Here is a 15,281-nt window from a genome sequence, read left to right on the forward strand (position 1 = left end):
GGTGCCGCAGGTCCCGCGCCCGGGGGACCTGCGGCACCGGCGCCCCGGAGCCGCCCGGCCCATGGTGGGACCGACCGGACGACGGCCCGACGGGAGGACCCGTGACCTCGGTGCCCGAGCCGCCCACGGCGACGACGCCGGACGCGCACCCGCGGGCCGGCGCCGACGACCGTCCCGTCGTGGCCGGGGTCGACGGGTCGCGGGACGCGCTCGCCGCGGCCCGGCTGGCCGCGCGCGAGGCGCACGACCGCGGGACGACGCTGCTGCTGCTGCTCGCCGTCCCCGGCCCCGACGGCGGGACCCGGACGCCGGACCGGGTGCTCGACGCGATCGAGGTGCTGCGCACCGCGTGCGGCCTGGTGCTCGACGCCACCGCGGCGGAGCTGCGCCGCTGCTGCCCCGGGCTCACGGTCGCCCCCCGGCTCGTCGACGGCGACGCGGTCCAGGTCCTGCGCGACGCCGCGGCCGGCGCCCAGCTGCTGTGCCTGGGCACCTCCGGCTCGGGCAGCGCGCGCGACCTCCTGCTGGGCTCCACCACGGCCGCCGTCCTCCGCGCGGCCCCCTGCCCGGTCGCCGTCGTCCCGCTGCGCAGCCGCTGGTCCGGCGGCGGCCGCAGCGGTGTGGTGGCCGGCCTCGACGGCGGACCCGGGTCCGCGGCGGTGCTCGCCGAGGCACTGCACGCGGCGGGGCTGCGCGGCACCGGCGTGCTGGCCGTGCACGCGTGGGCGCGCGGGCCCGTGCTCCCCCTGTCCGCCGCCGACCGCCTGGTCCACGACGAGGCCGCGCAGCGCCGGGCCGAGGTCCTCCTCGACGACCTGCTGGCCCGCGCGGGCGCGGTCCGCGAGCGGTGGCCGGACGTGCCCGTGCGCAGGGTCGTGCGCCAGGGCCGGGCCGCGGAGACCCTGCTGGCCGCCGCGCTCCCCGCCGAGCTGCTGGTGGTCGGGCACCGCCGGCACGGGCTGCTGGGGCGGCCGCTGCGCTCGGTCACCTCCGCGGTGGTGCACTCCGCCGGCTGCCCGGTGCTGGTGGTGCCGCTGCCCCCGCCGCCGGCCGGGGCGGACGCCGTCGCCGGCTGAGCGGTCCCGGCCTCACTGGCCCCGCTGGACGGCGGCGACCAGCTCGGCGGCCACCTCGCGCAGCTTGCGGTTCCGGCGCTGCGACTGGCTCGCCAGCATCGCGAACGCCTCGTCGGGGGTGCAGCCGTGCCGGCCCATGAGCACGCCCTTCGCCTGCTCGATGACCGCCCGCGACTGCATCGCCCGGCGCAGGTGGCGGCTGAGCTCCTCGGCCCCGGCACGGGTCGCGGCGTGGACGACGGCGCCTGCGGCGAACCGCGCGAACGTGCGCGCCGTCTCGAGCGCCGCGTCGTCGAAGGCCCCGCCGTCGGTGCGGTACAGGTTGAGGGAGCCGACCACCCGGTGGTCGATCGGCATGCCGACCGACAGGACCCCCGTGACGCCGTGGCGGCGGGCCAGCGCCGCGAAGTCGCGGTAGCCCGCCTCGGTGGCGGTGTCCGGGATCGTGACCGTGGAGCCGCTCACGGCCGCGTCCGTGCAGGGACCGAAACCCGCGTCGTACTGCCGCTCGTCCAGCTCGGCCGCCACCGGCCCGGTCACGCCGACGGTGACCGCACCGGCCGAGCGCACCAGCGTCACCGACGCCTCCGCGGTCCCGGCGAGGCTCGCGACGGCCAGCTCCGCGACCCGGGTCAGCGTCGCCGTCATCGACGAGGGGTCCAGCTCGACGCGGCTGAGCTCCAGCAGGGCGTCCTGGAGGTCGAGCCGCTCGCGCGGGGCGTCGGCGGGCATCCCGGTCACTCCGTCCGTCGGAGGCGCCCCAGTCCACGCGCCCGGCGCTCGCGGCCGCAGTGCCGAACGTCCCGCGCGCCAGGGCCGGTCAGCCGCCGCGCGCCCGGCGCGGCGGGGCGCACGCTCGGCGCGTGCCCCTGACCGTCGTCCTCCAGCTCGTCGCGCTGCTCGGGGTCGCCGTCGCGGTCGTCGACGCGCTGCGCGGCTCCGACGGCGACCTCCTCCTGCTGCTGGGCGCCGTGGCGCTCGTGCAGCTGGCCGCGCTCGCGGCCCGCGCCCGCGGCCGCTCCGCGGTCGCGCTGCGGCCGGACCTCGCGGGCTGGCTGCACCAGCAGGCGGCGGCGACCGGTGAGCCGGTGGAGCGCCTGGCCGACCGGTGCGTCGCCGCCTACCGGGCGGGCCTGACCGGGACGCCGGCCGAGCGGTCGTGACCACCGCGACGGGCCGGGCGCCGGCTGCGACCGCCGTCCTCCGGCTCACCGCGGGCACGCCCGCCCCGCCCGGGCAGCTCGGCGGCAAGGGGGCGTCGCTGGACCGCCTCGTGCAGCGCGGCACCCCGGTCCCGCCCACCGCGGTGGTGACCGCGGACGCCTACCGCACCGTGGCCGCCGACCCGCGCCTGGCCGCGTTCCTCGACACCCTCCGCTCCGGGCCGCCGGTGCCGGCCGACGAGGTCGACGCCGCCTTCCGCGCCGTGCCGGTCCCGCCCGCGCTGGCCCGCGCCGTCGTCGCCGCCGCCCGTGAGGTCGCGGCCGGGCGTCCGCTGGCGGTGCGCTCGTCGGCGACGGTCGAGGACATGGCCGCGGCGTCCTTCGCCGGCCAGTACCGCTCGTCGCTCGACGTCGACCCGGAGGCGGTCCTCGACGCCGTCCGGCTCACCTGGGCCTCGCTGTGGCACCCCGCCCCGGTCGCCTACCGGCGGGCGTGGGGCATCCCCGACGAGGACGTCGCGATGCCCGCGGTGCTCATGCGGATGGTGCCCGCCCGCTCGGCCGGCGTCGTGTTCACCGTCGACCCCGGCGGCGCCGCCGACCGGGTGCGGGTGGAGGCGGTGCAGGGGCTCGGCGAGGCGCTGGTCTCCGGCGCGCGCACCCCGGAGGTGTTCCTGCTGCCGCGCGGCGGCGACCCGGACCCCGGGCTCCCCGTCGCGGTGCGCGAGGCGGCCGCGCTGGCCCTACGGGTGGAGCGGGACGAGGGCCGGCCGCAGGACGTCGAGTGGGCATGGGACGGCACCCGGACGTGGGTGGTCCAGGCCCGCCCGATCACCACCGGGCCCGCGCGCACCGACGACGGCTGCGACACCCCACCCGACGACGACGAGCTCACCACCGAGGGCATCGGCGAGACGCTGCCGGGCCTGCTGCCGCCGCTGGTGTGGGACGTCGCCTCGTTCCTCGTCGAGGAGGCGCTGCGCGAGGTCCTCGGCCGGCTGTGGGGGCTGCCGGCGGACCGGACCGGCCCGCACGAGCTGGTGCGCCGGGTGCGCGGCCGGGCCGCCCTCGACCTGGACCTGATGCGCGCCGCGGCCCGGGCGGTGCCCGGCGGCTCCGAGGCCGAGCTGGAGCGGCAGTACCTCGGCGCGCCGGTCTCCGGCGCCCCGGAGGGACGGCGGGCCCCGTGGTGGCGCACCGCCCGGCTGCAGCTGCGCGCCGGCACCGCCCGCCGCCGCGCGGCCGTGGAGGCCGGCGTCGTCCTGGGCGCCGCCGAGGAGGCCCTCGCCGACCCGCCCGCGCTCGAGGACCTCGACGACGGCGCGCTGCTCGCCTACCGCCGGCGGCTGGTCGACCTCGGCGCCCGCGCGACGACCGTCGAGCTCGCCGTCGCCTCCGCCGCCGTCGCCGCCTACGGCGAGCTGGAGGCCCGCCTCGCCGGGCACCTCGGCGAGCAGGCCGCGGCGGCCTGGGCCCAGCGGGTGACCGCGGGCGGGGCGACCCGCCGCGACCGCTCGCCGGCGGCGTCCCGGTCGGTGTTCGCCGGCCCGACCTGGGCGGAGACCGGGCAGGCGGCCGCACCCGCCCCGCCCTCGCGCCGGGAGGAGCACGACGCCGCCCGCGCCGAGCTCGAGGAGGAGCTGCGCAGCCGCCCGCGGTGGCGGCGGGTGCGCGTGCTCACCGGCCAGCTGGTCGACGTCCGCATGCACGTGCTGCGCCGGGAGGTCGGCGACGCCACCGCGGGGCTGGCCCGGCGCGAGGCCGTCAAGGCCGCCGTCCTCGCCGTCGGCGGCGAAGTCCGCCGGGTGCACCTGGAGGCCGGCCGCCGGCTGGCCGCCGCCGGCGCGCTGGCCCGCCCGGAGGACGTCGACCTGCTGCGCGACCGTGAGCTGGGCCCGGCCCTGGACGGCGCTCCCCCGCCGCCGGCCGAGCTGGCCCGCCGCCGCCGGTGGCTGGACCAGCGCGCCGCGGACCCGTCCCCGCCGCTGCGGTGGACCGGCGTGCCCGCGCCCGCCCCGGCCGCGGTGCCCCGCGGCGACCGGCTCTGCGGCTGGGCGGCCGGCCCGGGGCGGCACACCGGTCGGGCCCGCGTGCTCACCGAGCCGCGCCCGGAGCTGCTGGCCGAGGGCGAGGTGCTCGTGGCCGCCGCCACCGACGCCGGGTGGTCCCCGGTGTTCCTGCGCGCGGGCGCGATCGTCGTCGAGCGCGGCGGGCCGCTGTCGCACGCGGCGATCGTCGCCCGCGAGCTCGGGCTGCCGGCCGTGCTCAACCTGCCCGGCGCGGCGGCGGTGCTGGACGGGCGCACGGTCACCGTCGACGGCGACACCGGCACCGTGCTGCTGCACCCCGACGGGGAGCCGGCGTGACCCCCCGCCGGGTCCGCGAGGACTGGTGGGACGACGCCGACGTCGACCGCGCGCAGATCTTCGTCCCGGTGATCATGGGCGCCGGGCTGCTCGTCTCCGGCGTCACCCTGCTCCGGGACGCGCTGCACGGGCGGCACCGGCGCGGCCGCGACCGCGAGACCGAGCTGCACGCCCGCGCCGCCGCGGCCTTCGTCCGGACCGGGACCGCGCCGCACACCGCCCTCGCCGCCGGGCTGCGGCCGCGGGTGCACTACCTGCTCCTGACCCTCACCGCGGGCGGCCTCGCCGTCTACGGCGCCCGCGGCGCGACCAAGAACTACGCACCCGAGGTCGGGATGTTCGCCGGGACGGCGTGGCTGTACGCGCTGCTGCTGCTGCTCGTCGCCGGGCTGGGCGCGGTCGCCACCTGCGCGGCCGTCGCGCTGGTCACCTGGCCCGACCCGCCGGCCCGGCTCCGCCCGCTGCTGGCCGCCACGCCGCTGGGGCAGCGGCCCGGGGACCGCACCCGCCGCGGCGTGCTGCTGCTGGGCTGGGCCGCGGTGCTCACGGCCGCCGCCGCGGTGCAGTTCGTCTTCACCACCGCGGGGGCGCCGCAGCTGCTGGCCGAGATCGACGACGAGGTCGGCCGCCGCAGCGACGCCCTGCTGCCGTGGGACCTGCTGGGCAGCGTGCCGGTCGCGGTCGGCCTGACCGTGCTCGTCGGCCTCGTCGGCCGGCGCTGCGCGGTGCTCGCGCTCGGCCTGCTGGCCGTCACGGCCGCCGTCCTGGTCGCGCAGGCCGTGGTGGCCGACCGCCTGGAGCGGGCGTACCCGCCGGACGGTCCCCTGGCCGGGCTGACCGGGTCGCTGCCCAGCGCGCCGGTCGTGCAGGCCACCCTCCTCGCCGGCTTCCTGCCGCTGGCCGTGTACGCCCGCACCCGCCGCCGCGGGCCGGCCCTGGCGACGCTCGCCCTGACCGCCGCCGCGCTGGCGGTCGTCACCGTCGACGTGGTGCGCAGCCGCTCCGCGTGGCCCTCCGACGCCGTGGCCGGGGTGCTGGCCGGCGCCGCCGTCGTGCTGGCGTCCTGGTGGGCGCTGGAACGGCCGCGCCTGCACCGCGGGTGCTCCGGCTGCCCGTGGGAGGCCCCGGCCGACGCCGCCGCGGGACCGGGCCTGCTCCCGCTGCGGCCGGACGAGGAGAGCGCCGTCCGGCGGCTGGCGCGCGGCTGGCTGCTCGGCATGCTGACGCTGTTCACCACGCTGGCGCTGGTCGAGGGCCTGCCGACCAGCCCCGAGGGCGCCACGATCGGGCCCTCACTGACCCGCTGGCTGCAGCTGGCGCTGCTCGGGCTCGCCGCCCTCGCGCTGCTGGTGTCGCTGCGCTGGCAGGCCGCCGCCGCGGCGATCGCCGCGGTGGCGGGCACCGGGCTGGCCGTCTTCGCCGCGACCACCTACCAGCCGTGGGTCAGCGTGCTGATCGGGGTGGCGTTCCTCCTGCCGGCGGTCGGCCTCTGGCTCGCCTGGCAGCACCGCCGCACGATGCGCTCGGTGGTGACCCTGGCGATGGTCACCGGGCTGCTGCTCGCCGGCACCACCGGGGCGGCCGCGGAGGTCCACGACCAGCTCTTCGGGCCGCTGCACCCGCGCTCGGCGGAGCTCGCGCTGCCGGTCGACTCCGTGGAGTGGGCCTGGTCGGGCGGGGTCACCGGGCGCGGCGCGCAGGTCGTGGCCCTGCTGGACCGGACGGACGCGCGGGAGGCCCGGCTGGTCGTCGTCCCCGAGGACGGCGGGCCCGCGGTCCGCTCCGCCGCGGTGGTCCCCCCGGCCGACGGCGTCGTGCGGCTGGCCGTCGGCGGGCTGACGCCGGCCACGGCCTACCGCTGGACCGTCGAGGTGGACGGCGACCCCGACGGCTCCCGCGGCACCGGCCGGTTCACCACGATGCCGGAGGGGCCGGCCTCGTTCACGCTCGCGGTCGCCTCGTGCGCGCGCACCGGCTCCAGCGGGGCGGTGTTCGACGCGATCCGCGCCGTCGACCCGCTGCTGTTCGTGCACACGGGCGACCTGCACTACTCCGACGTCCCCGCGGACGCCGACGCGGCCGCGTTCGGTGAGCGCTACACCCGGGTCCTCACCGCGCCCGCCCAGGCGGCGCTGTACCGGGCGGTGCCCGTGGACTACGTGTGGAGCGACCACGACTACGCCGGCGAGTCCTCGGGCGCCGGCTCCCCCGTCCGGGACGCGGCGCGCGCCGCCTACCGCGCCTACGTCCCGCACCACGTCCTCGCCGAGGGCGGCGGCGGGTCGATCGCGCACGCGTTCACCGTCGGGCGGGTGCGGGTCGTGGTGACCGACACCCGGTCCGAGCGGACGGCCACGTCGATGCTGGGCGCGCGGCAGCTGGCCTGGCTCGAGGAGGAGCTGGTGACCGCCGCCCGCACCCACGCCGCCGTCGTCTGGGTGAACCCGGAGCCCTGGGTGGCCCCGGACGAGCCCGGCCGCGACGACTGGGGCGGGTACGCCGCCGAGCGCCGGCGCATCGCCGACACCCTCGCCGCGGCGGGCGTCGCGAACCTCGTCATGGTCAGCGGGGACGCCCACATGGTGGCCGTCGACGACGGCACGAACACCGACTTCAGCACCGCCGGCGGCGCCGGGTTCCCGCTGCTGCACGCGGCGGCGCTGGACTCGCCGGGCAGCGTCAAGGGCGGCCCCTACAGCGAGGGCGCGTTCCCCGGCGCCGGGCAGTTCGGGACCGTGACCGTCACCGACGACGGCGGCGACACCGTCGGCGTCGAGCTCGCCGGCCGGGACTGGCGCGGGGACGTGCTGGTGTCCCTCAGCGTGACCCTGCCGGCGCCGGGGTGACCAGCGCGGCGAGCTGGTCGCGCAGCGCCGCGGTGAGGACCGGCAGGTCGGGCACCCGGTCGGGGTCGGCGATCGCGGTGACGGTCAGGGTGCCGGCGTAGGACAGCGCGTCGAAGGAGACGGAGACGTTCCCGGCCTCGCCGGAGGCCACCGGCAGCACCTGCTCGACCGGCCGCCCGGCGAGGGTCAGCGGGGTGGGCGGTCCGGGCACGTTGCTGACCAGGGTGTGGAAGCGGTGCTGGTGGCGGAGCCACCGGCGGTAGGCGCCGGTCGCCGCGAGCAGCCCGAACAGCGACCCCAGGAGCGCGGTCAGCGGCGGGCCGGTGGCCGCGTCGCGGGCCCGCCGGACCGTGCCCGCGAACCGGCGCAGCCGCTCCTGCGGCTCCCCCCGGGAGGGGACGGCGACCACGAGCGGGGTGGTGGCGTTGCCGAGCTCGGTGACCCCGGCCGCCCGCCGGCCGGTGACGACGACGGTGACCGCGACCGGGTCCACCGACTCGCCGCGGCCGGCCAGCAGCGCGCCGAGCGCGCCGGCGACGGCGACGAGCAGCGCGTCGTTGACCGTGCCCCCGGCCCGGTGCGCCGCCGCCCGCAGCGGCTCGAGCGGCACCTGCACCGCCGCCGTCCGCCGCCGGGGTCCGGTGCGCGCCAGCAGGCTGCACGGTGCCGCCCGGGCCGGGCGCAGGCCGCCGGCCGACCGGCCCGCGTCCCGCAGCAGCCGGACCCCCTCCGGCAGCCGGGCCACGGCGCGGGCGCGGCGGCGCCAGGCGTCGGCCGCGAGGGACCGGTAGGGCGGCAGCGGCCGGGGCGGCGTGCGGTCGGGCGGCGGGCCGCCGTCGGCGAGGGAGGCCAGCAGCGCCAGTCCGCCGATCCCGTCGGCGAGCACGTGCGAGAGCACGACCACCACCGCGCTGCGCCCGCCGGGCAGGTCCGGGACGACGACGGCCGCCCAGCCCGGCCGGTCCGCCGGCAGCGGGGTGGCCACCAGCCCGGTGGCGAGGTCGAGCAGGTCCTGGTCGTCCCCGGGGCACGGCACGGTGCGGACGTGCGCCGCCGGGTCCGGGCGTGGCTCGTCCGCCCAGACCGGCCGGCCGGCGCCCGGGGGCACCCGCACCAGCCGCTGCCGCAGCCGCCGCACCCCGCCCAGCCGCGCGGCGACGACGCCGGCGAGGTCCCCGTCCCCGTCGTCCCCGTCCCCGTCGTCCCCGTGCCCGTCGTCCCCGTTCCCGTCCCGCGGGCCGAGGACGAGCGCCGCGCCGAACTGCATCGGCGCGCCGCCGCGGCCCAGCGCCCGCATCCCCAGGTCCTCCGCGCTCGCCCGGAGGACGGCGCCGGTCACCGCTGCGGGACGGCGAGGCCGCGGCCGCCCGGGAGGCCGGCGACCACCCGCCGGGCCAGCCGGTCCATCACCGCCTCCTCGTCGACGGGGACGGCGAGCACGCGCAGACCCGTGCCGACCAGCCGCTCGCTCGGCGCGCCGCCGGTCTCCGGGACGTGCCGCAGCGGCAGCAGCCGGGCACACACCCGCTCGCGCAGCTCCGCCGAGTTCCGGCCGACGCCCCCGGTGAACACCAGGGCGTCCCAGGAGTCCAGCGTCGTCACGGCGCCCGCCGCGGCCGTCGCCACCGCGCGGACGAACACCCGCAGCGCGAGATCGGCGGAGCCGTCCTGCGCGGCGAGCAGCTCCCGGACGTCGGTGCGCCCGCCGGAGACCCCGGCCACGCCGGACCTGCGGTGCAGCAGGTCGCGGACGGCCGGCACCGACCCGTCGGCGAGCTCCACCAGCCGCAGCACCACCTCCGGGTCCAGGTCGCCGCTGCGGGTGAGCGACGGGATCCCGCCGGCCGGGCTCAGCGCCATGGTGGTCGAGCGCGGCCGGCCGTCCTGCACCGCGCTGACGCTGCAGCCGCTGCCCAGGTGGACGACGACGGCGCCGCCCAGGCCCGGGAGGAGGTCGACCACGCTCTGCACCGCCAGGCCGTGGAACCCCCAGCGCCGCAGCCCGGCGGCCCGCGCCTCGGCCGGCAGCGGCAGGGTCACCGCGTCGTCGGGCAGGCCGGCGAAGAAGCCGCCGTCGGGGACGAGCACCACCTCGGCCGCCGGCCAGCAGGTCCGGGCCTCGTCCAGGACCGCCAGCTGGCGCGGCAGGTGGAGGGGGTCCAGGTGCGCCTCGGCCCGCAGGCGCGCGAGCACCGCGGCGTCGGCCCGTCGGGGGCCGGTGAGCAGCGGGCTGCCGTGCACCACGCGGTGGGCGACGACGTGCGGGTGCAGGCCGCGGCGGGCCACCGCGTCGGCGACCTCGGCCGTGGCGCCGGCCCAGCCGCCGGGCAGCCGGGCGTGCTCGACGAAGGAGCCGGTGCCGGTGACGGTGACGCGCGCGGGCTCGCCGCCCGGCTCGTCCCGCAGGCCGGCGACCTCCACGCGCAGCCGCAGGTCGGGGTCGCGCACGGCGGCCTTGAGCGAGGACGAGCCGACGTCCAGGGACAGCACGACCGGCGGGTCGGTCGCGGGGGGCTGGTCGGACACGGCCCCAGGCTCCTGGCTCCGGGTCACCGGCCGGGAGGGTCCGACGGCCCGGCGGGGGCGCGGGAGGTCACGACCGGCGCCAGCAGCACCACCGGGTCGGCGGGCGGGACGGCCACGCGGGGGAAGGCGGCCCGGTAGGCGCGGACGGCGTCGTCGCGGCCGGGCGTGCCGGGCCGCAGCAGCCGCGCTCGGAAGGCCAGGACGCGCCCGTCCCGCCGGACGCTGACGTGCCGGGGCCCGCCGTCGAGGTTCTTCCACCACGTCTTGCCGGCCGCGCCGCCGACGAGGACGACGAGGTCGTCGCCGGCCGGCGCCACCATCACCGGCAGCTCGTACCGCCGGCCGGTGCGCCGGCCGGTGTAGCCGAGGACGACGAGGTGCCGGCCGAGCACGCGGTGCGCCGGCCCCCGCGCGAGCGCGCGCACGACCGGGTTCACGACCCGGTTGCGGACCTCCACGGCGATCAGCCGACCAGCCGCTCGAGCGCGGTGGCGGCCAGTAGCCGAGCCCACCACGGCCGCCGGACGTGCACCGGAGGGCGGGCGCGCCGCCACAGGCGCCGGGCCGGGCGGACGGCCATCGCGCCGCCCTTCATGCTCACCCAGCCGCCGGGGCCCATCGTCACCCGCGCCACGGCCCCGCTGGGCCGCCGCGCGAGCCGGGACGCCACGGCGACGGCGCCGAGCACGACCTCGGCGGTGGTGACCACGCGGGTGACGTCGACGACGGGGTGCCAGCGCACCCGGCCGTCGCGGACCTCGAACGCGCCCAGCGGCCGGGCCCCCGCCATCTCGGCGGCGGGGCGTCGCCCGGTGCGGCCGTCGCCGGCGGTCGCGGTGTGGCTGGTCGACCGCGTCGCGGTGATCACCGTGGCGCCGTCGCGCTCCACCGGCTCCCCGAACGCCGTCCCGTCCGCGGCCCGTGCGGTGCTCTCGGTCATCGGTCCTCCCTGGTCGCCCCGTCGGGGTCGACCGTCACACCTGCGGGCCGGTCACCCCCGGGCCGGAGGTCCCGGCTGCGGCGTCCTTCGGTCCCTGCCGGGCTCCCGGCCGGCGTGCGACCGCGCCGCCCGCACCCCGTCCCGGGCGGCGGCCACCGCGGCGACCGCCCGGTCGACGTCGGCCTCCGTCGTCGTCGCGTTGGACACCGACACCCGCACCAGCCGCCGGCCCTGCCAGGTCGTCGTGCCCATCCACGCCTCGCCCGACCGCTGCACCGCCGCGACCACCGCGTCGGTCACCGCGTCGTCGCCGACGCCGAGCAGCACCTGGTTGAGGACGACGTCGTTGGCCACCTCGACCCCGTCGAGCGCCGCCGCCCGCTCGGCGAACCGCCGGGCCAGCGCGCAGCACCGGTCGACCAGCCCCGCGACCCCGCTGCGCCCGAGCTCCCGCAGCGCCGCCCAGGTGGCGAAGCCGCGGGCGCGCCGGGAGGACTCCGGCACCAGGTCGCTGGGCGCCCGCACGCCGTCCTGCCCGTGCCCGGTGAGGTACGCCGCGGTGAACGACATGGCCGCCCGGTGGGCCGCCGGGTCGGCGCAGAACACGTAGCCGCTGTCGTAGGGGACGTTGAGCCACTTGTGCCCGTCGGTCGCCCACGAGTCGGCGGCCGCCAGCCCGGCGACGAGGTGCCGCGTGGCCGGCGAGGCCGCGGCCCACAGCCCGAACGCGCCGTCGACGTGCACCCAGGCGCCGGCGCGGTGGGCCACCCCGACGGCGCCGGCGAGGTCGTCGCAGGCCCCGGTGTTCACGTTGCCGGCCTGCAGGCAGACCACCCGGGGGCCCGGTGGCAGCCGGTCCAGCACGCCGGCCAGCGAGGCGACGTCGATGCGCCCCTGCCCGTCGGCGGCCACCGGGACCACCGCGCCCGTGCCGAGGCCCAGCAGCCGCAGCGCCCGGTCGATCGTCGCGTGCCGCTCGACGGAGGCGACCACCCGCACGGCGGGCGCGCCGGTCAGCCCGTCGCGCTCGACGTCCCACCCGGCGTCGGCCAGCACCCGGTGGCGGGCCGCGGCGAGCGCGACGGTGTTGGCGCCCTGCCCGCCGGTGACGAAGCCGGTGGAGACGCCGGCCGGCAGCCCCAGCAGGTCCGCGAGCCAGGCGCCGGCCACCTCCTCCACCGCCGCGGCCGCCGGCGAGGTGACCGCGTTGAACGCCGGCTGGTCCCAGCCGACGGCGAGCACGTCGGCGGCCGTGGCGGCCGGCAGCGCCCCGCCGACCACGAACCCGAAGTACCGCGGGCCGGTGGTGGCCACGAGGCCCGGCTCCACCGCCGCCACGAGCTCCTCGACCACCCGGGCGGGGTCGGTGGGCCCGTCGCGCAGCGACCCCAGGGCCGCCCGCACCGCGGGGACCACGTCGGGCGGCGGCGCCACCGGCACGTCCGGCACCCGGGCCCGGTAGGCCGCCACCCGGGCGGCCGCGTCGGCGAGCAGCGCCGCGAGGTCGGCCATCGCACGATCGGCCATCGCGCGATCGTGCCACCGGGCCCGCCCGGCGGGGACTACCCCCGCGCCCGGCGCAGGCGGAGCAGCGCGACCAGCGCGACGAGGAGCCCGATCACGGCGCCGGCGACGCCGAGCCACAGGACCACGCGGACGACGACCTCCCAGCCCCCGGACAGGTCGAACGGGAAGACCTGCAGCACGCGCACCGTGGCGGCGAGTCCGAAGGCCGTCGTCACCAGCGTCCCCGCCGGCGCCGACGCACCCCCGGGACGCGCCAGCTGCAGGAGCCCCACGACGATCCCGGCCACGAGCGCGGCGTCGACGTAGGGCAGCACCCGGGTCGTCCCGTCGGTCAGGAAGGGCACGACCTCCCACCCCGGCCACACGTGGATCAGCAGCAGCAGGACCCCGTCGGCCACCACGGCGGCCACGGCGTTCGCCCGCCGCCCGGCCGTCGACGGGAGGCGGGTCCGGACCTCGGTCATGGCCCGATGCTGGGGAGGACGGGGCCGCCTCCCCAGGGCCGGAGGTCGACCCGGGGCGGGACGTACGGACGCCGCGCGGGTCCGCCGTGCCGGGACGGGTGACCCCGGGCCACAGGTCCCGGGTACTCCGGCCTTCCGGCCGCGTCGGCCGCCCGCCCGGGCGGGCACCCTCGGAGCCCCACCACCGAGAGGAGGCCGACGTGGACGCGGTGAAGACCTGGACGGTGCGCATCGACATCGGCGAGCACGACGGCCGGACCCGCGCCGTCGCCCACCTGCAGCCCCGCGAGACCTCGGCGATCACCGGGACCGGGTTCGCCCGGCTGGACCCGGCCGACCGGGACGTCCCCGAGATCGGCGACGAGATCGCGGTCGCCCGGGCACTGTCGGACCTGGCCCACCGGCTGCTGCGGGCCGCGACGGACGACGTCGAGCAGTCCACCGGCGAGGCCGCGCACCTGGTGATGTGAGGGGCCGCCCGGCCCCGGGAGTGCGGCGGCACCGGCGGGCACCCGGCTGGTGCAGTGAGTCCCGGCCGTGCCGGGAGTCCTACTGGTGACCGGTCCTCCGGGCGCTCCGGGGGACGCGTGGTCGGTCGACGACGAGAGCTCGACGCGGACCACCAGGTCCCGACACGCACGAGGGGGTCGTCATGGACGTCCTGCACACCGGTCCCGAGGACGACCTGCGGATCGAGCTCGGCCTCGCGCGCCTGGAGCTCGACGCCGCACGGCGGGCGCGGCGGGGGAAGGACACGCCCGCGGCCCGGCAGCGGGTGGTGGACGCGATGGGCCGCATCGACCGGCTGCTCGACCGGTGGAACGACCTCGCGCGCACGCCTGCCTGACCCGCCCGCCCACCGGGACGTCCGCCGCGCCGGGCACTGCGCCGTCGGGATGCGGGACCGCGGTGATCCTGCAGGCTGGAGGCCGCCGCCCCGGGCGCCGGGGCGCCCGGCTGGACGGAGGACACCCATGTGGGCACAGACGCTGCGCGGTCCCTTCCGGTTCGAGGAGGTGGAGGTCCCGGCCCCGGACGCCGGCGCGCTGGCGCCCGGGCACGTGCTGCTGGCCACCCGCGCCGGCGCGATCTGCGGCAGCGACCTGCCCAACTTCCGCGGCGGCGTGTGGCCGCACCCGGCCGCCGAGGACGGCTGGGGCGCCACCCGCGCGCCGGGCTTCCCGATGCACGAGATCGTCGGGGAGGTGGTCGCCAGCCGGCACCCCGACCACGCCCCGGGCGACCTCGTCGTCGGCTGGGCGTCGATGTTCGACGGCATCGCCGAGCTCGTCGTCACCGACGGCGAGGGCGTGGCCGGCTACGACACCGCGCTGCCGCCCACGACCGCGGTCATGCTGCAGCCGCTGGCCTGCGTGCTCTACGCCGCCGAGCAGCTCGGCGACGTGTCCGGGCAGTCGGTGGCCGTGATCGGCCAGGGCCCGATCGGCCTGCTGTTCAGCCACGTGCTCAAGGCGCGCGGCGCGGCGCGGGTGACCGGCGTCGACCCGGTGGACCGCCGCGACGCCGCGTCCGCCTTCGGCGTCGACCAGACGGTGACGGCGCGCGCCGAGCGCTGGGCGGGCACGCTGTCCGACGCCGACCGGCCCGCCGTCGTCGTCGAGGCCGTGGGCCACCAGGTGACGACGCTCAAGCCCGCGCTGGACGCCGTCGCGCCCGGCGGCCAGGTCTTCTACTTCGGCGTCCCGGACGACCCGGTCTACCCGTTCGACATGATGACCTTCCTGCGGAAGAACCTGACCCTCCGCTCGGGCGTCACCCTGGAGCGCCGCCGGGTGCTGGCGGACGCCGGCGCGTACCTGGCCGCGCACCCGGAGCTGCGCGACTGCTACGTCACGCACGTCCACCCGGTCGCCGACGTGGAGGCGGCCTTCGGCGCCGCGGTCGCGCCCCGGCCGGGGCAGCTCAAGATCGCGGTCGACATGACCTGACGGGCGCCGTCCCGACCCCCCGTCGGAGGTCGGAGACGTGTTGCGTCCCCCGTGCGGGCCCCAGCATGCTGGCGCGGCACGGGGTTTCGGACGACCACGCACCGCCACCACCTGGAGGCTCCATGCGTGCACGACGTCGGCGTCCCGCCGGTGCCCGAGGCGGCGCGCGGCCGGTCCTCGTCCGCCCCCGCCGGCCCCGGCGCCGCCCCGTCGTCAGCCACGACCCCGACGCGTCCCGGGTGGCGTCCCACCGCCTCCCCCGCCGGGCCGAGGACGCCGCCACCGTCGCGGGGGCGCTGCTGTTCTCCGCGGTCGTGGCCGGCACCGCCGACGTCGTGACGAACTCCGTCACCAGCCCGGACACCGCCGCGGACCCCGCCTCCTCCGCGACGGTGTGGCTGGTCCTCGGCATCGCCCTGCTGCT

14 protein-coding genes are annotated in these 15,281 nt (G+C 79.6%); 7 read left to right on the forward strand and 7 right to left on the reverse strand.

Annotated features, from left to right (window positions below; translation table 11 throughout):
• The first annotated feature begins 101 nt into the window (after positions 1–101).
• A complete protein-coding gene (locus ACI79B_RS10020) occupies positions 102–1,076 on the forward strand; it encodes a universal stress protein (RefSeq protein WP_456927164.1) in 975 nt (324 codons plus the stop codon).
• 12 nt (positions 1,077–1,088) lie between these two features.
• Here ACI79B_RS10020 and ACI79B_RS10025 read toward each other — a convergent pair whose 3' ends face one another.
• Positions 1,089–1,808, reverse strand: coding sequence for an ANTAR domain-containing protein (locus ACI79B_RS10025; protein ID WP_456927165.1), 720 nt, complete (start codon positions 1,806–1,808; stop codon positions 1,089–1,091).
• 131 nt (positions 1,809–1,939) lie between these two features.
• Here ACI79B_RS10025 and ACI79B_RS10030 point away from each other — a divergent pair, with 131 nt between their 5' ends.
• The 3 genes from ACI79B_RS10030 to ACI79B_RS10040 are packed head-to-tail and all read left to right on the forward strand — an operon-like array spanning position 1,940 to position 7,451.
• Positions 1,940–2,239, forward strand: a complete 300-nt coding sequence (locus ACI79B_RS10030; RefSeq protein ID WP_456927166.1) for a hypothetical protein — start codon at positions 1,940–1,942, stop codon at positions 2,237–2,239.
• Positions 2,236–4,605 (forward strand): PEP/pyruvate-binding domain-containing protein, encoded by a 2,370-nt coding sequence (locus ACI79B_RS10035; protein ID WP_456927167.1) that lies wholly within the window; start codon positions 2,236–2,238, stop codon positions 4,603–4,605. The genes ACI79B_RS10030 and ACI79B_RS10035 overlap by 4 nt, the downstream gene beginning before the upstream one ends.
• The gene (locus tag ACI79B_RS10040) at positions 4,602–7,451 is read left to right on the forward strand and encodes an alkaline phosphatase D family protein (RefSeq protein ID WP_456927168.1); all 2,850 of its coding nucleotides are present in this window, start codon (positions 4,602–4,604) and stop codon (positions 7,449–7,451) included. Before ACI79B_RS10035 ends, ACI79B_RS10040 begins: the two co-directional genes overlap by 4 nt.
• On the opposite strand, the gene ACI79B_RS10045 is transcribed toward ACI79B_RS10040, so the two are convergent.
• The 6 genes from ACI79B_RS10045 to ACI79B_RS10070 are packed head-to-tail and all read right to left on the reverse strand — an operon-like array spanning position 7,423 to position 12,908.
• A complete protein-coding gene (locus ACI79B_RS10045) occupies positions 7,423–8,790 on the reverse strand; it encodes a wax ester/triacylglycerol synthase domain-containing protein (protein WP_456927169.1) in 1,368 nt (455 codons plus the stop codon). The genes ACI79B_RS10040 and ACI79B_RS10045 overlap by 29 nt on opposite strands.
• The gene (locus ACI79B_RS10050) at positions 8,787–9,977 is read right to left on the reverse strand and encodes a hypothetical protein (protein ID WP_456927170.1); all 1,191 of its coding nucleotides are present in this window, start codon (positions 9,975–9,977) and stop codon (positions 8,787–8,789) included. Before ACI79B_RS10050 ends, ACI79B_RS10045 begins: the two co-directional genes overlap by 4 nt.
• Positions 9,978–10,000: 23 nt before the next feature.
• Complete coding sequence (locus tag ACI79B_RS10055; RefSeq protein WP_456927171.1) at positions 10,001–10,435, reverse strand: nitroreductase/quinone reductase family protein; 435 nt, start codon at positions 10,433–10,435, stop codon at positions 10,001–10,003.
• Positions 10,436–10,440: 5 nt separating this feature from the next.
• Entirely contained in the window at positions 10,441–10,917 is a 477-nt protein-coding gene (locus ACI79B_RS10060; RefSeq protein ID WP_456927172.1) for a hypothetical protein, read from the reverse strand.
• A gap of 51 nt (positions 10,918–10,968) precedes the next feature.
• Positions 10,969–12,444 carry a pyridoxal phosphate-dependent decarboxylase family protein gene (locus ACI79B_RS10065; RefSeq protein WP_456927173.1) on the reverse strand — a complete coding sequence of 492 codons (1,476 nt, stop codon included), beginning with the start codon at positions 12,442–12,444 and terminating at the stop codon, positions 10,969–10,971.
• A gap of 35 nt (positions 12,445–12,479) precedes the next feature.
• Positions 12,480–12,908: a hypothetical protein gene (locus ACI79B_RS10070; protein ID WP_456927174.1), complete on the reverse strand. Its 429-nt coding sequence runs from the start codon at positions 12,906–12,908 to the stop codon at positions 12,480–12,482.
• A 200-nt stretch (positions 12,909–13,108) separates the two neighbouring features.
• On the opposite strand from ACI79B_RS10070, the gene ACI79B_RS10075 reads away from it, so the two are divergent.
• The 3 genes from ACI79B_RS10075 (at position 13,109) to ACI79B_RS10085 (ending at position 14,857) form a co-directional block, all read left to right on the forward strand.
• Positions 13,109–13,378 carry a DUF1876 domain-containing protein gene (locus ACI79B_RS10075; RefSeq protein ID WP_456927175.1) on the forward strand — a complete coding sequence of 90 codons (270 nt, stop codon included), beginning with the start codon at positions 13,109–13,111 and terminating at the stop codon, positions 13,376–13,378.
• A gap of 182 nt (positions 13,379–13,560) precedes the next feature.
• Positions 13,561–13,755 (forward strand): hypothetical protein, encoded by a 195-nt coding sequence (locus tag ACI79B_RS10080; protein WP_456927176.1) that lies wholly within the window; start codon positions 13,561–13,563, stop codon positions 13,753–13,755.
• 127 nt (positions 13,756–13,882) lie between these two features.
• On the forward strand, positions 13,883–14,857 hold the full coding sequence (locus ACI79B_RS10085; protein WP_456927177.1) for a zinc-binding dehydrogenase: 975 nt from the start codon (positions 13,883–13,885) through the stop codon (positions 14,855–14,857).
• Positions 14,858–15,281 lie beyond the last annotated feature (424 nt).

Source organism: Geodermatophilus sp. SYSU D00879 (assembly GCF_054050375.1).

Bases quoted from the DNA above. Each gene is read 5' to 3' on its own strand.
- ACI79B_RS10060 (WP_456927172.1), bottom strand. From the start codon at position 10,917: ATGACCGAGAGCACCGCACGGGCCGCGGACGGGACGGCGTTCGGGGAG.
- ACI79B_RS10085 (WP_456927177.1), top strand. From the start codon at position 13,883: ATGTGGGCACAGACGCTGCGCGGTCCCTTCCGGTTCGAGGAGGTGGAG.
- ACI79B_RS10080 (WP_456927176.1), top strand. From the start codon at position 13,561: ATGGACGTCCTGCACACCGGTCCCGAGGACGACCTGCGGATCGAGCTC.
- ACI79B_RS10070 (WP_456927174.1), bottom strand. From the start codon at position 12,908: ATGACCGAGGTCCGGACCCGCCTCCCGTCGACGGCCGGGCGGCGGGCG.
- ACI79B_RS10025 (WP_456927165.1), bottom strand. From the start codon at position 1,808: ATGCCCGCCGACGCCCCGCGCGAGCGGCTCGACCTCCAGGACGCCCTG.
- ACI79B_RS10065 (WP_456927173.1), bottom strand. From the start codon at position 12,444: ATGGCCGATCGTGCGATGGCCGACCTCGCGGCGCTGCTCGCCGACGCG.